At 36.1% G+C, this 16,489-nt stretch carries 8 protein-coding genes; all 8 read right to left on the reverse strand.

Annotation, left to right across the window (positions count from 1 at the left end):
- Window positions 1-20: 20 nt before the first annotated feature.
- Entirely contained in the window at window positions 21-2,579 is a 2,559-nt protein-coding gene (locus tag HYN56_RS20780; protein ID WP_109193941.1) for an alpha-L-arabinofuranosidase C-terminal domain-containing protein, read from the reverse strand.
- On the reverse strand, window positions 2,579-3,949 hold the full coding sequence (locus tag HYN56_RS20785) for a glycoside hydrolase family 27 protein (RefSeq protein WP_109193942.1): 1,371 nt from the start codon (window positions 3,947-3,949) through the stop codon (window positions 2,579-2,581). The genes HYN56_RS20780 and HYN56_RS20785 overlap by 1 nt, the downstream gene beginning before the upstream one ends.
- A 140-nt stretch (window positions 3,950-4,089) precedes the next feature.
- Complete coding sequence (locus HYN56_RS20790) at window positions 4,090-6,513, reverse strand: sugar-binding domain-containing protein (RefSeq protein WP_109193943.1); 2,424 nt, start codon at window positions 6,511-6,513, stop codon at window positions 4,090-4,092.
- A 148-nt stretch (window positions 6,514-6,661) separates the two neighbouring features.
- On the reverse strand, window positions 6,662-8,245 hold the full coding sequence (locus HYN56_RS20795; RefSeq protein WP_109193944.1) for a glycoside hydrolase: 1,584 nt from the start codon (window positions 8,243-8,245) through the stop codon (window positions 6,662-6,664).
- Between the two features lie 118 nt (window positions 8,246-8,363).
- The gene (locus HYN56_RS20800; RefSeq protein WP_109193945.1) at window positions 8,364-10,001 is read right to left on the reverse strand and encodes a glycoside hydrolase; all 1,638 of its coding nucleotides are present in this window, start codon (window positions 9,999-10,001) and stop codon (window positions 8,364-8,366) included.
- 1 nt (window position 10,002) lies between these two features.
- Window positions 10,003-11,604, reverse strand: coding sequence for a RagB/SusD family nutrient uptake outer membrane protein (locus HYN56_RS20805; protein ID WP_109193946.1), 1,602 nt, complete (start codon window positions 11,602-11,604; stop codon window positions 10,003-10,005).
- A gap of 11 nt (window positions 11,605-11,615) precedes the next feature.
- Window positions 11,616-14,648 (reverse strand): SusC/RagA family TonB-linked outer membrane protein, encoded by a 3,033-nt coding sequence (locus HYN56_RS20810; RefSeq protein ID WP_109193947.1) that lies wholly within the window; start codon window positions 14,646-14,648, stop codon window positions 11,616-11,618.
- 47 nt (window positions 14,649-14,695) lie between these two features.
- Window positions 14,696-16,093 (reverse strand): hypothetical protein, encoded by a 1,398-nt coding sequence (locus tag HYN56_RS20815; protein WP_109193948.1) that lies wholly within the window; start codon window positions 16,091-16,093, stop codon window positions 14,696-14,698.
- Between the last annotated feature and the right edge of the window lie 396 nt (window positions 16,094-16,489).

Genomic DNA, 16,489 nt, shown 5'->3' on the forward strand with positions numbered 1-16,489 from the left:
TTCGAAAATAATACAATAGTTTATTTTTTGGTTTTAATACGAATCACAGTAAAAGAATATGGCGGTAATTCTTTTGAAAATGCTTCTTTAACAGTAACATTTTGAGTTATGGGTCTGGCATCTGTTTTTTCCGGATTTCCCGCTAATACCGTATAACTTGCATTTTCAGTTGTAGCCAAATTAGCGATTTCAATTGATGGCGTAACCGCAACTGGAAGTACATTAACCAATTTTATAATCAAATCTCCCGAACTACTTTCTTTAACAACAGATACTCCAATGCGTTTATTAACCTCAGCATTATCCGAAGCTTTTATAGTTCTCTCCAAATAAATATCGCCCGGATTCTGACCGTAAAGTTTTTGAACGAAATAATTCACAGTCGGTTTTACTTCATTTCCATTGAAATAAATGAGATCCGGATTCCATTGTGTATGTTTTTCTCTTGCCAATAATGGCGCGTAAGAAGCCATTGAGACAACATCTCCATTACGTTCGATTCCCGTAAGATATAAAGCTTCTGCTAAAGCATTATAAAATTTATTTCCCCATGAAGCATATTCTCCCAGATACACTTTAGATTTTGAACGATCATAACTGTCATAAAAATCCTGATTATTGATAAACCAGCCCGGCGATTGGTAATAATGTTCATCAACAAGTGGCAGTTTCAAATCATCAGCAATTCTCCATCCTTCTCTATAATCTGTTCCCTCAAAAAATGGCCCGACAGTACCGATAATCATAATCTCAGGATATTTTTGCTGTACTGCTTTTACGATCATTCTATAACGTTCTTCAAAAACATCGCTGATTAAATCTTCATTTCCAATCCCGACATATTTTAGATTGAAAGGTTTTGGATGACCCGCTTCAGCACGTTTTTTACCCCAAACTGTATTCACACTTCCATTGGCATATTCAATTAAATCCAAAACATCCTGCACATATTCGTCCATGTCTTCCATCGGAATTCCAAATTGCTGTCCGGAACCTCCATCAGATGAATTTTGGCAAGGTACACCAGCAGCTAAAACCGGAACAGGCGCCGCACCTAAGTCTTCACAAAACTGAAAATACTCAAAATACCCCAATCCCATTGATTGATGATATCCCCAAATATTTCGCATCCCAATTCGGCTTTCAAGCGGACCAATGGTGTTTTTCCATTTATAAATATTATGCAATCCATCTCCATGTGCAACACAACCGCCTGGAAAACGTACAAATTTTGGATGCATGTCAGCAATTGTTTCTGCTAAATCTGCACGAAGTCCGTTTTTACGGTTTTTAAATGTTTGCTGCGGAAAAAGCGAAACCATATCAACAGCAGTTTCTCCGTTGGTGCTAATTTCTAAATGAGCATCATTTACTGTTTTTAAAGGTTTTAAAACCAGATTAAATTTCTTCCATGAATTTGACGGAGTAAATGCCGCTTCCGCTAAAATTTCTCCGTTTGCCGATTTTAGACTTACAACTGCTTTTGTTCCTTTGGCAAAAACATTAAAATCATATTTTTCATTCGCTTTAAGTGCAATTCCGTCAAAACCAGAATTACTAATACTTCCTTTTGAAATTACAGCATAATTAGGATTATTAGCATGAATTGGATTCTCTTTTTCAATTTTAAAATTCCCGCTCCAAGCCATTGAAGCATTCCATTTTTCATCTCTTCCTTTTTTATCATGGAGTGAATATTCGAAATCACGATTCTGAATCAATTCTCCATATAAACCGCCATCTGCTGCATAATTGATATCTTCAAAAAAAACACCCGTTAGCATATTACTGATTTTTTTGGATTCCTGACCGTTTATTTTAATTTCGGCTTTAACCGGTTTTAAACCCAAAAATAACAGACTATCACTTTTAGGAGAAGTATTGTTTTGTTTATCCCTAAACTTGACCGATTCCATGTTTTTAATCATGTTGTCAACCAAACTCCAGTTAACCTCATGTATCGTTCCTTGTAAAACTTCGCCTTGAATTTTAATTTCACTTCTTAATTTTAATGCAGAAGCACTAGCATCAATTACAGCAGGAGTATAATTTTGAAAGTCTTTTGTGGCAGTATAATAATTTTTTCCGCTTTCGCTAAAGTGAACCAGATACTGACCTTCTTTCTGACTTACCTGAACATTTAGAATTACCGATTTATCTTCGCTTTTTCCAACAAAATTTTTCATTCCCTGAATATAATTTTGTCTTCCCCAATTGATCAAATCCTTACTTTCTGAATGAGCAAAAACATTATCTCTAACACTCCAAAAACAATGAAAAATCCCAGTATTATCTTTAACTAAAAAAGCTTCTGACATGCTTTTTCCCGTTGGCCCCCAGCTTCCAAAGTCTGATTTTAGGAAACTGAATTCAGGACCAATCGCAAACCAGTTTTTCTGATCTGTACTCCATGCAAAATGAAGTCCGTTTTTTCCATTATTTTTTACAGTAGAGTAAGCAAACAAATACACTTTATCTGGATTTTTATCATTTGTTTTGATATTAAATCCAGACATTCCAAAAATAATAAGGAAAGACAGAATCAGTTTTAAACCGTTATCAAGCAAAAACCTTTTCATTATTTTTTGCTTTTTAATTGATACAGAACTGAACTATGCGGTTTTAAATCGGCTCCAATTTCTTTTGAAGTTGTTTTAGATTTTTCGCCTGTCCACATATTTAAAACTTCAACTGCACCTGAAATTCCAAGCTCTGAAAGATTTACATATACTTTTTGTGAGTCTTTATCCGAAATATTGAATAGCGCCAAATAAACACTTCCGTCTTTTGCATTTTTTGAAGTCACTGCAATCTTTCCGTCTTTCTGGAAAAGTTGTTTTACAGCCGTGCTCTCGTTATGCATTTTTACAACTTCTTTATTCGTCAATAATGATAAAGTGAAAGCATCATTGCTTGGTAAATCCCCACCAAAAAACAATGGCGATTTGAAGATATTAAAAAACGTAATTAAAGTATATTGTTCCTCTTTTGTTAAACGGGTCATTCTGTCGTTGCCGCGTTCTCCTCTAATCGAAATACGTCCTAACGGAATCATATCACAATCTGGCCATGTTCCCGGTGCGATGTACGGATACCATTTTTGTGCTACATCCATTAAATGTGTGATATGTGGCCAAGTATCCCAAACATCATCAACCATACGCCACATATTAGCATTTGTACTTACGTGCTGTGCTGCAGAAATTGGTGTTTCTCCTGGCGAAGTACTCAATACAATTTTGCGTCCGCAATGGTCAATCGCATTTCTAATTAAATTGATTTCGCCTTCATGATAAGGTCTCGATAAGTCATCAATTTTAATAAAATCTACTCCCCATTGTGCGTACAATTCGAAAATAGAATTATAATATTCCTGAGCTCCCGGTTTATCAGCTACAACTGTATAATTATCTCTCAACCATTCGCATTGCAATGCTGTTGAATAGATCTGATCTGCTGTAATTCCGTTTGTTCCTTTAATCGGCATTTTTTCTTCAACCGCTTTTTTCGGAATACCACGCATGATGTGAATTCCAAATTTCAATCCTTTTTTATGAATATAATCGGCTAACGGTTTAAAACCTTGCCCATCTTTTGCCGAAGGAAATCGGTTTACTGCCGGAAGATATCTCCCATACTGATCGATAACATAACGAGGGTCTGTTTGATTGTATCCACCTGCTTTGTCATTTTCAACAAACCATCGGATATCCACTACGACATATTCCCAGCCAAATTTCTTTAGCTCTTTTGCCATATAATCTGCGTTGGCTTTTACTTCATGTTCTTCAACTGTTGGACCGTAGCAATCCCAGCTGTTCCAGCCCATTGGCGGCGTTTGCGCCCATTGTTTGAATTCTTCTTTTTGAAATGGTTTGGTTTGTGCGGTAGATACAACTGACAGGAAAAACGTTCCCATCATAATGGCTAGTAAGTTAGTTTTTTTCATTGTTTTGTGGTTTATGTGTATATTTTACACTTTAAATATAATGAAAAAAAATTATCCCATTGTTTTTTTATCAATTACTTGATACAATGGGATAAATTTCATTTTCATATCCTTAGAGAAGCACTCTTATGAGAAAATTATTATTTCACATTAATTGTTACCTCAACCGGTTTTAACCATTGACTCGTGAATTTAACTTTGATAGGTTCTGTCGAATCTCCTTTTGCCTGAATATACGCTGCAATATGTCCGTGGAAAACTCTCTGCACATTATCAGTATAATCAGTCATATCACTGTTATTTCCAGCTTCCAATCCTAATAATGTTCCTGGTCCACTGATTGTACAAGTAACTTCATTGTCTGAAAGCATTACCGGAAGTCCGTTTTGGTCTTTAACCTGAACCATGATTTTTGCTACACCTTTCTCTTTGCTGATTGTGATGTTTTTCTCTGCAATTGTCAATTCAACTGGCTGTTGTGTTGAATTGATTGCATAACGGCTCACTTCTTTATCGGTTGCATCTAAACCAACTGCTTCCAATTTACCTGAAGCAAACGGAATATCCCAGTAAATGATTCCTGTTTTTTCATCATATAATTTAGTTTCTCCAACCACTTTTCCGTTCAGTTCTAAACGTGCTTTTGCTGCATTGGTATAACAAACCACACGGATTTTTTGTCCGTTTTCATAATTCCAGATTGCCCATGCATCTTTAGAAATATCTTTCTCATTTACTAAAGGATATGTTCCTAAATACGCCATTGGTTTATCTGACCATAATGACTGACGGAAATATCCTCTTGGCTTAATTACGCCGGCAAAATCAACTAAACCGGAATAAAATCCTCTTGAAGGCCATCTTCCTGATTCTCCTAAATAATCGATACCTGTCCACAGGAATTGGCCGAAAATATGTTTGTTGTTTTTTACAGCTAACCAAGGTTCCATATCGTGAACATTTTCACTTCCGTAAATTACCCTTTTTGGGTATTTAGCGTGATCTGTCTGGTATTTACTTTCTGTATAGTTGTATCCTGTAATGTCTAAAGCGCCCGGATATTCTGTTTCATTAGACATCGCAACTCCAGCTAAACCTGCCGTTGTCGGGCGTGATTTATCATATTTTTTAACTGCTGCCACCAATCGTTTTGCTATTGCCCCAAGTCGCATCGCATCTGGTGCATCTGGCTTATAACCTCCATAAGCTGCTTGTCCAAAACCGTCTTTTCCTTTATCTAAAACAGGATGAGAATAAGGGTCGTTTGGATAATCTACTTCATTACCAATACTCCATCCAAATACAGAAAGGTGGTTTCTGTCACGACGAACAAAATCTTCCAAGTCTTTCTCTGCCCAGTCAGCAAAAATATCAAAAGAACCCTCAAATCCCGGAGTTCCGTAATTCCATCCTTCTAACCATTTACGTTTTGGGAATTCCCATTCGTCATAAGCTTCGTTTAAAACTAATAATCCTAATTCATCGCAAAGTTCATAGAAATCCGGCGCCTGCGGATTATGACTCGTACGGATTGCATTTACACCAATTTCCTTCAATGTCTGCAATCTTGTTTTCCAAACTTCTCTTGGAACTGCTGATCCTAATACTCCGGCATCATGATGTAAACAAACTCCCTTCATTTTCATCCATTTTCCGTTAAGAGCAAAACCATTATTTGGATCGAATGTAAAGTTTCTAAAACCTGTTTGAGTTACTGTTTTATCGATTTCTTTTCCGTCTTGTAAAACGGTTGTTTTTAACTGATATAAATTCGGATTGTCTAAATCCCATAACTGTGGATTCTTAACATTGATTTTAGTCGAAATTTTTCCGTTTTGATTCCCTGCAACTTCAACCTTAGAAGAGGTCTTACCAACAGATTTTCCGTCTTTCGAAAACAATTCATTTACAACAGTCACAGATGATTTAGAAGAAGAACCATTTTCCACTTCAACTTCAACATTGAGAGTTCCTGCTCCTTTTTTTACTTCCGGATAAGCATAAACTCCCCATTGTGCAATATGAACAGGATTGGCATAAACCAACCATACATTTCTATAAATTCCAGAACCAGTGTACCATCTTGAATCAGCACTTTGACTGTGATCTACACGAACGGAAATGGTGTTTTCTCCACCAAACTTTACGAAAGGTGTTGCATCATAAGCAAAAGAAATATAGCCATTTGGACGTTTTCCTAATGATTTTCCGTTGATAAAAACTTCACTTCTATTGTAAACTCCTTCAAAATACAAATACACTTTTTCGCCCGATTTACTCTGAGGAATATTAATTGATTTTCTATACCAGGCAATTCCACCCGGTAAATATCCCTGACAACTTGCGAGAGTTGGACTCAATTGTCCTTTCACACTCCAGTCGTGCGGCACATTTACATTCTGCCATTTAGTATCATCAAAAGAAGCATTTTTAGCCTCGGAAACATCCTGAAGATTAAATTTCCAATTGTCATTAATTTTCTTCGAATCTCCAAACGAAATCTGACTGCTCGCAGACAGACACGAAAAGAGTAAAACAGGGATTAAAGTTTTCTTACTTAACACTATATTTTTATTTTTTAGTTAATTTTTGGTTTCAAGATTTAGATTGGTATTCAGTGTTCAGATTTTTAGTATTCAGTTCTTGGATTAGTTTTTATTCTTAACAAATCTTCAACTTAAAACTGAATACTAAAAATCTTAACACTGCCCACTACTCAAATTCTCCCACAAACGTTACTACCGACTTTGCAGGAATCTCTAAGTTATTAATTTTCTGTGTATTGGTTCTTTTTAAATTTGAATTATCAGAAGTTACATAAGGAGTGAACTCGTTATTTTTTAGAGTTCCTTTTGATAAATCGAATTTGTATTTCTGAGCTTCTTTTCCGCAATTTACAGCCACTACAATCAGTTTTTTGTTTTGAATGTCTTTGTAAGCGGTTAGCATTACATCATTTGCCGAATCCAGTTCTTTTTGGTTTGGAATATCAATTCTCTGCATTCCCGGACGAACAAAAAGCGAATAATTTCCTAATGCCCAAAGCAGTTTTGAATCGTGAAATTCGCCATCATTTTTGACATAATTTGGCTCAGTTCCTCCATTGCTTTTTCCATCATCCAAATAGATCAAACCGTCTTTGTAATCTACTCTTGTGATTGAAGTCCACCACTGCCATGAAGCCGCATTGGCAACCGCAATATCATTATGAATTAATCGTGCTACAAATAAAGCAGTCTGCATGCCTAAATCTCTTCCTCCTCCAGAACCTCCCGGGATTTCATTTTCTCCCGGATTCTCTAAAATACAATATTCCGACTGCCAATATTTTAACCCTGGTTTTTGTTTTACTTCGGCAGCAATTAGTTTTCGGCTTAAAACTTGTCTTTCAATTGGCCAAGTTGTAAAATAACTGTGTCCAAGGATTACATTTTTAACATTTGGAAATTTAGTCACATTAGTTTTCGTTTTTCCAAAGAAAAAATCAATTTGATTGTCACGATTTTCTGCATTTACATTTTCATATAAATAATCAATTTGTGCTGCTTCTGCTATCACAATTTCAGTATTCATTTTTTTAGCTAACAGCTTTTCCGAAAGTGATTTGGTTAAATCATAAATTTCCTGATTGGTTGCCGGAGTTCCTTCCTGACTGTTGGTATCGCCATGTTTTGGCATCCATTCCCACTGCGGTTCGTTTATTGGGCTCACATAATCAAATTTGATTCCTTCTTTTTTCTCTAATCCCTGAATACTTTGAACTAAGAAATCGGCAAATTTTGGAATTGCACCATCTTTTAGATTCAGTTTATTCTTTTGAGAGGCAAAAGATAATCCGTTGTTTGTCATGTAAACCGGAGGGCTATTTGTAAAAATAAGAAATTTTTCTACTCCTCTTTTTTTAGCCGCCTGTAAAAACCATCTCTGTCCTTCTTGTTTGGAAAAATCATAAGTTCCGTCAGCATTTAGAAAACATTCGCTTCTTCTCCATTCATCAGAAACTTTACTGTTTTCGCCTTGTTCTGTACTTCCGGCTCCCAAATTAAATCGCCAGATCGAAAGTCCGATTCCTTTTGGATTTCCATTTGCATCTATTTCTTTACTAAACAACAAATCTGCAATAGCATTTTTTTTCTGCTCCGGCCAGTTTTTACCCACAAACTGAGTTCGCCAGGCATCAGAACCTCCAAAACCGTCCATGGTTTGTACTACCTTATCTGTGCTGATGGTAACGGTTCGCTGTGCAAATGACAGCGAACTAATTACCAATAAAAGCGAGAGATATATTTTTCTCATTTATTTCTTGTTTTTTAACCGCAAAGGCGCTAAGTTTTTCGCAAGGTTCGCAAAGTTTAATTTAAGCTTTGCGAACTTTGCGGTTTGTCTTTGCGACTTTGCGGTTAATTTTTTATTCTTATTTATACGTTCCTACGTAGGTTACTACAGATCTGGCTGGAATTTCAAAACCAGAAATATCAACCGTTGTACCTTTTTTCAAACTCAATGTTTCAGAAGTGATATATGGTGTCAATTTATTATCTGTTACTGTTCCTCCTGCAAGATTCAATTTATAGGCTTTCGCCGATTTACTGATATTAACCGCAACTACAACTAACTTTTTATTTGCTACATCTTTATAAGCCGTAACCATAACATTATTTAATTCCGCCGTATTATCAATACCTGGAATCATTACTCGAACCATTCCCGGTTTTACGAAGAATGAGAAATTCCCTAAAGCCCAAAGCGTTTTAGAATCTCTGATGTATCCGTCATTTTTACAATAATCTGCATTTCCGGCTCCATTGCTGGCGCCGTCATCAACATGAATTAAACCGTCTTTGTAATCACCGCGGCTGATTGCAGTCCACCATTGCCAGGAAGTAACACCTCCAACAGCAATATCAGTACTGATAATACGAGCTGTCCAAAGTGCCAGAGACATTCCTAAATCTCTCCCTGCTCCTGCTCCACCCGGAAGTTCAGCAGTTCCCGGACTTTCCAGTACACAATATTCTGATGACCAAAGACTAACTCCTCCAACCGACTGGATTCTTGATGCAGCTTCCTGTCTTGACGAAATAAGAGTGCTTAATGGCCAAGCCTGCCAGTAACTGTGTCCCGAAATAGTTTTCTTTACATTGCTTAAACCTGTGATTTTTTTAGAAGAATTCGACGCAAAGAAATAATCAATCTGGTTTGATCTGCTTTCTTTTCCTGAAACAGTTTTGTACAAAGGCTCATAAGCTCCTGCTTCTCCAACCACAATTTTAGCTTCTAAATTTTTGGCCTGCAATTTTGGAGATAAGATGTTTACAAAACTGTAAATGTTAGCATTAGTTGCAGGAGAACCTTCCTGTCCTGAACCGTCCCATTCGTATTGCGGTTCATTAAACGGGCTCACGTAATCAATTGTTAAACCGTGTTCTGTCTTTAATTTATCTAAAGAGGTTACCCAGAAATCAGCTAAATCGGGCATTTTTCCATCTTTTAAATTATAAAATTCTTTAATAGAAGCATGTGCTTTTCCGTTTTGAGTCAGATAAACCGGAGCACTGTTGGCGAAAGCTAATAATTTATCGACACCACGTTCTCTAGCAGCTTTCATAAACCAAACCTGACCGGCTTGTTTTGTCATATCATATGTAACTCCGTTTGTGGTAAAACATTCCGATCTTCTCCATTCATCTGTAATGTCACTGGTTTCGCCTTGTTCTGCACTTCCGGCTCCAAGATTAAAACGCCATAATGATAATCCAATCCCTTTTGGATTTCCGTCAGCATCTAAACCTTGGCTAAACAATAAATCAGCTATTTTATTTCTTTTATCTGTCGGCCAGTTTTTTCCAATAAAATTACATTGCCACGCATCCGAAGCTCCAAAACTCTCCATTGTCTGAAGATTCATATCCAGGCTCACATTTAATTCTGTTACAGCATTTTCTGAACCTGAATTTTCAGATTTTTCAGAGTCACAGCCCACAAAAAAAGAGCTTGCGAAAAGTAAGCCTGCACACAGCAAGCCTACTTTATTTTGATTGTTCCATTTCATCTTAGTATCCAGGATTTTGTTTAATTACATTTCCACTCAAATCGATTTCAACTTGAGGAATTGGCCACAATAAGTTTTTCGCAGGGTTAAAATTGATTCCTTTATCCTGAGGTTCTCTTAAGTTTGTGGTTTCATATGGGTCAGTCGAATTCAAATTGTATTGTACAAAAGTTCCGTTTGGTCCCATTAATGATTCAATAACCGGTCTTCCTGTTGTTGGATCTTTCTCACGACGAATGTCAAATAAACGTAATCCCTCAAAAGCCAGTTCCAAACGACGTTCTTTATAGATTTGTCTTAAAAGTGTTGGACCTGAAATTCCTGTTTTTGGATCTAATTTTACACGTGCTCTAATTACATTAATATCTGCCAAAGCATCTCCTCCTGTATGATAATTCGCTTCTGCTCTTGTTAAATACATTTCAGCCAAACGAATCAACGGAATATTTAATGGCAGGTGTCCGTCTTTTTTATCTAAAGAGCGACGAGTAGCAATTGGAATATAATATTTACGGCAAATACGTCCGGATTTATTATCATTTAAACTGAATTTATGCGTTGGGTTCAAAACCTCATCTCCATAAGCTGCTTCACCCCATTTTGTAATGGTACTTCTACGACGGATTACATCATTTTCAGATAAATAAGCATTTTCTAAATCACTTGTTGGCATGCACCAACCCCAGCCGTCCAGAACGTCTGCTGCATCATTACTTGGAAAATTCTTTTTGTCTTCTCCTCTTGCTCCTGCCAAAGTTGGCAATGCGGCACCCAAATCCCTGTTTTGAACAGAAGATGACTGTGCTTCTAAAATAGATTCAACTCCGTTATGGTTGTTTACATTCCAGATATTTAAGAAATCAGCCTCTAACTGGAAAGGACCTTCCGTGATTACTTTATTAGAATAGGTTTTAGCTTCTGCCCATTTTTCCTGAAACAGAGATACACGAGCTAATAAAGCGTAAGCAGCCCATTTATTTATTCTTCCGTCTCTTGCAACCGGAGCACTTTCTAATTTTGCGGCAGCCTCTTTTAAGTCCGTTTCAATCTGCGCATAAACATCTGCTGCAGAACTTCTTGCTAAGGTTAAATCTCCCGTTCCTAAAGATTTTGTATATAAAGGAACTCCTCCAAAAAGATTTACTAATTCGTAGTAGCAATAAGCACGAACGAATAAAGATTCTCCCATATACTGGTTTTTCTGCGCTTCTGTAATTGGCGATCCTGCCATTCTTTCCAAACCAATATTAGCGGATTGAATGGTATAAAAATGCGCTGTATAAATACTGTTCATATCTCCCATATTGTCAGGAGTAATAATGTATTGAGAACATGGTCTGTGTGCACCGCTGTCCTGACCTGTATTTCCCATCCAGGCATCATCGGTTGACATTTCGTTGGTTACTCTTGGTGCTGTTAATGTCCACCAGTCTTTAGCCAGCAACAAACGCTGTGTTAATTCGTTGGTATAATTTTCACACTCTTGTGCTGTTTGAAAATAGTTCTCTAAAGTCTGTGTTCCTCTTTGTTCTTTTTCAATAAAATCACTACAAGAAGTTGAGAATAGAGAAAAAGCTATTATTGATACTATTATTTTTTTCATGATCGTTTTGATTAAAATGCAACATTAAGCCCCATCAGGATAGTTGGCTGTACCGGATAATTCCATCCTCCAAAACCTGATCCTTTTACTCTGTCTCCTTTATCAGGATCTCCTCCTGCTACTTCTGGATCAACTCCTGTGTACTTTGTCCATGTCCATAAATTTTGTCCTGACAATGAAATTCTTAATTTATCCAATCCGAATTTGTTATTGAAAGTATATCCCAGCTGCAAGTTTTTCATGCGGACAAAAGAGCCATCCTCAACATAAAGAGATGAGAATTTGGTAAAGTTCTCGTTATTGTCATCTTTTGATAATCTCGGAATGTAATTTGAAGTTCCTTCACCATGCCAGGCCATTTGTTCTAATCCACTTACCTTGTTCGTTAAACTCGCTCCATTATATAAATCTGAAATATTCTGATTTACGATATCATTTCCGATACTTGAATAAAAATTCGCCACTAAATCAAAATTTTTGTAAGCAAAATTCAAGTTTAAACCTATGTTGTAATCTGCCCATGGAGAACCAATTTTTGTTCTGTCTTTTTCATCAATTTTTCCATCGCCATTAACATCTTTAAATCGAACATCTCCAACTTGTGCGTAAGGCTGTAATTTAGTTCCGTGTTCGTCAGTATGTGAATTTAATTCAGTTTGGTTTTGGAATAATCCATCTGCTACATATCCGTAGAAATAACCTGGTTCATCTCCTTTAACTGTTAATGTTCTGTTTCCGGATCCGTATAGTTTCTCACCATCAGCAGAAAGCGTCAGCATTTCAACATTTACAGTTGTAAAGGTTACATCTACTCCATAAGAGAAATCTCCTTTTTTATTTTTATAAGAAAGTAACAAATCGATACCGCTTGACTGCATAGAACCAACATTTGTCCACATTCTTGAATAATCAGGGAATCCACTGTAAGTTGGAAACTGTTTCAGGAATAACATATCATGCGTTTGCTTTTTATAATATTCCAAAGAACCGGATATTTTGTTTTTAAAGAATCCGAAATCAAGACCAAAACTCATATCTTCAACAGTTTCCCATTTAATGTCTTTGTTTGCCATTGAAGAAGGATAAGAAGTATCTACAACTTCCCCGCCAATTACATAATAACCTTGTCCTATATTGGATTGATAAACTGCATCCGGCAAACCTTGATTTCCCACTTTACCCCATCCGGCTCTTAATCTCAAATCACTTACAACATCTTTCGCCGATTCCATAAAACCTTCGTTTAAAATTCTCCATGAAACCGATGCAGAAGGGAAATTTGCCCATTTATTATTGGTCATAAATTTTGATGAACCGTCACGTCTGAAAGTTCCGGTGAAATAATATTTACCATCGTAGTTATAAGAAAAACGAGAAATATAAGACATCAATGAACTAGACCAGCTGTTTCCTTTACTGTCTTTGTTTTTAGTTGCAGCATTTAATTCTCTCATAGAATCAGAATTATTTGGAACTCCTTCACCATAACCCCAAAGATTGTTTCCATTATATTCCTCCATTGTGTTACCAACCATTAAAGAAGCATTATGTTTCTCTGCAAATGTTTTAGAATAAGTAATCGTATTCTGCCAGGTCCAGTCTACGTTTGTAGTATTCCATTTCTGCACATTATTAATCTCTTGTTTTTCGTGCGCTGCATCGATTACAAAATCAGGCGTAAATGAATTTCTAACTTCATCACCTACCTCAACAGATGCCTGTGTACGAATCACCAAGCCTTTAATTGGTTCGTATTGTAAATATCCATTTGTGTTTAAATTGTACTTATCGGTATAATCGTCATATCTATTTACTGCTGCAACCGGATTCCATACATACGAAGGAGATCTGGCATAAATGCTATATTCGTTTTCTGTACCATTTAATTGATCCGCAGGTTTGTAAATTGGCGTAATTGGATCAATTTTATCAAAATCTGCCCAGTTACCTGGCGCTCCCCAGGTTTCATAGCGTGGGTTTAAAGTGATTCCGGCTGAGAATTTCTTAGAAAATTTAAAATCATTTGCAATTCTCATTGTTACTCTTTCCCATCCACCAATACCGTAAATAGATTCCGAATTATAATAATTCAGGCTTATTGCGTAAGTATGTTTATCTGAACCTCCAGAAATTCCAAGTGACGCGTTGGTAACTGGAGTTCCTTTTCTAATTCCTTCTTTCCACCAGTCTGTTGTTTTTCCGCGATACTGAGAAGGATTTGGAAGATAATCTGAATAACCTGAATTATTGTAAGCCTTATTCATAATAGTCGCATAACCTTCGGCATCTGCCATATTGTATGGATTATTCATAATCTGCATACCAGAACTCAAATCAAAAGTAAATCTGGTTTTACCCTCTTTTCCTTTTTTAGTAGTAATTAAAATAACTCCGTTTGAAGCACGAGAACCATAAATGGCACTTGCAGAAGCGTCTTTTAAGACCTCCATAGATTCAATTTCATTATTACTCAAGAAATTGATACTGGTTCCCATCGGGATTCCGTCCACTACATAAAGCGGGTCTGTATTTAAGTTTAAAGTCGAAATACCACGAATTAAAACTCTTGGCTGTGCACCCGGTCCGCCTTGTCCTGTAACCTGAACTCCGGCTACTTTTCCCTGAAGCGATTCGGTTACGTTACCTACAGTCATAGTCTGTAATTCTTTTCCTTTTACTGAAGAAATAGAACTCGTTACATCACTCTTTTTTACTGCAGCATAACCTACTACAACTATCTCATCTAATGCCTGACTTGATTCCTCGAGTGTTACATTGATTTCTGTTTTATCTCCAATCGACTCTACTTTGGTTGTAAAACCAACAAAAGTGAATTCAATTTGTGCATTTTTATTTGGAACATTGATTACATAATTCCCGTCAAAATCAGTTGCCGCTGATGACGAAGTTCCTTTTACCATTACGTTCACTCCCGGAATTGGTACATTGGCTTTGTCCTTAACAGTACCTTTTACTTTTATTTGTCCAAAGGATACAGCAGTACACAAAAGGGCAATAAAAAATCCTATATATTTAAATTTCATATGAAGCTGTTTTATTTATTAAATGTTACAACAAGGGTTGTAACCCACTATTTTTTTGTGATAAATACTCTTTCTAATTCGGTATCTAAAACTACTTTATAAACACCTGCAGCAGCCGGGTATTTAGCATTTCCATTTTCGCCAGGGGACATTGTTGCAATTCCGTTTTTAATCAATCTCCATGATGGATCCCACCATTGACCTGTGAAAGTAGCTTCCATAGTTCCTGTCAAAGTATATTCTCCAACTAATTGATATGGATTTGAAGCATTATTAGTCAAATGCAGGCCTTTTTGTGTCCAGGCATCCCAGGTATCCCAGGTTGCACCCTGAATTCCGCCACCACAAACACTTACGAAAGGTTTTCTTTGTGCTGCATCATCATGCCATAAACCGTTTGCTACATCTGCCCAAACTTTACTTGAAGGAGTGTATTTTTCTGCAGTATATTTTAAAGTATTCGGATTTACTTTAATTTTATAATACCCTTTTGTTGGTAAAACAATTGGTGTTGAAGCCACATCATCGACTAATTCATTTGAAGCATTTAAACCAAAACAATGTGGTGCAAAATCAGATTCCTGACCTAAGAAATAAACTTCTTTATTGTCTTTATCAGCATAATATTTGAACTCGAAATCCTGTCCGCTTTTTTCATGGAAATACATAGGAACACCAACTGCATCTGTAGTAAGATTAGTTCCTTTTGGCTGATCGCATAAGTAAATTGCAGGATATTCATTAGTAGCTACAATATTTACATTTAATGATCCGGTATTCGGAATTGCAAATTTATCTTTAGCAGTAATCGTTAAAACATAATTTGCCGCTGTAACTGGTAATGTATACGTTTTGTTGAAGGTATAAGATTGTGGAGAACCTTCTAATTTTATTGTTTCGTCGATTGCTAAATCTTCACATTTAATCTGAATATAATCGATTCCTGAATCATCATTTACTACAAAGTTTACCGGCATTTTGTTGCTAGTTGATAATAAAATAACTGCTCCCTCTTTTGGAGTTATCATAGAAATACTTGGTGCAGCAAATTCTCCGTCAAGACGTAAATTGATTTCTTCGTTTACAACATTTCCCGAAACGTCTGTAACAATTAATTTTATTTTGAAAGCTTCAGATGTTCCTCTATTAGCCGGTACTTCAAAAAAATAGCTAAGATCGTACGATTCTAAAAGTGGATCCGTCTTAAAACTGATTACTTTATCTAATGATAATTCCGGAATTTGAATCTGTACGCTTTTTAATCCTAAATCATCTGCAAGAGTTGCTTTGATTTCAAATTTTCTACTCGGTGCTCCGTAAATCTCTTTTGTAGAAACGACCACCGTAGGGTTATCAGAACTTGGAAATCCTGATTCATTATTTTGACATCCGGTCAATAGAACGCCAAAAAGAGCAAGAAAAAATAAAAATACTTTTTTTTTCATTTCTTTAATTTTAAGGTTTAGTTAGTTAGGTTTCTTTCGATAGCGAAAGTTTGTTTTAATCGTAGGTTATTCAAGTTTTCTCTTCCTCTCCTGAGGCAGAAAAGAAGTCGAAATAATTATGTGGTTACTTGCATATAGAATTGAGTTTAATTGATTATTTGCTATTTTTTTCTCTTTTTTACTTCTTAATTATGTTAGTTCTTTTTTTAAATTAACCCGCAGCTTATTTCTAAACTGCGGGTTCAAAAAGTAATGTAACCAATCATTACTTTTAGAAATTTAAAGAGTGCTCAGCTCTTTAAACAGATAAAAAATTTTATCTTGAAACTAACATTTATTACTAACAGCAATTACATACTAATGGATTGCTATAAGTGCAAAGAAATGTCTATTTTA

Origin of the sequence: Flavobacterium crocinum (assembly GCF_003122385.1) — a bacterium.
Classification (GTDB): Bacteria; Bacteroidota; Bacteroidia; order Flavobacteriales; family Flavobacteriaceae; genus Flavobacterium; species Flavobacterium crocinum.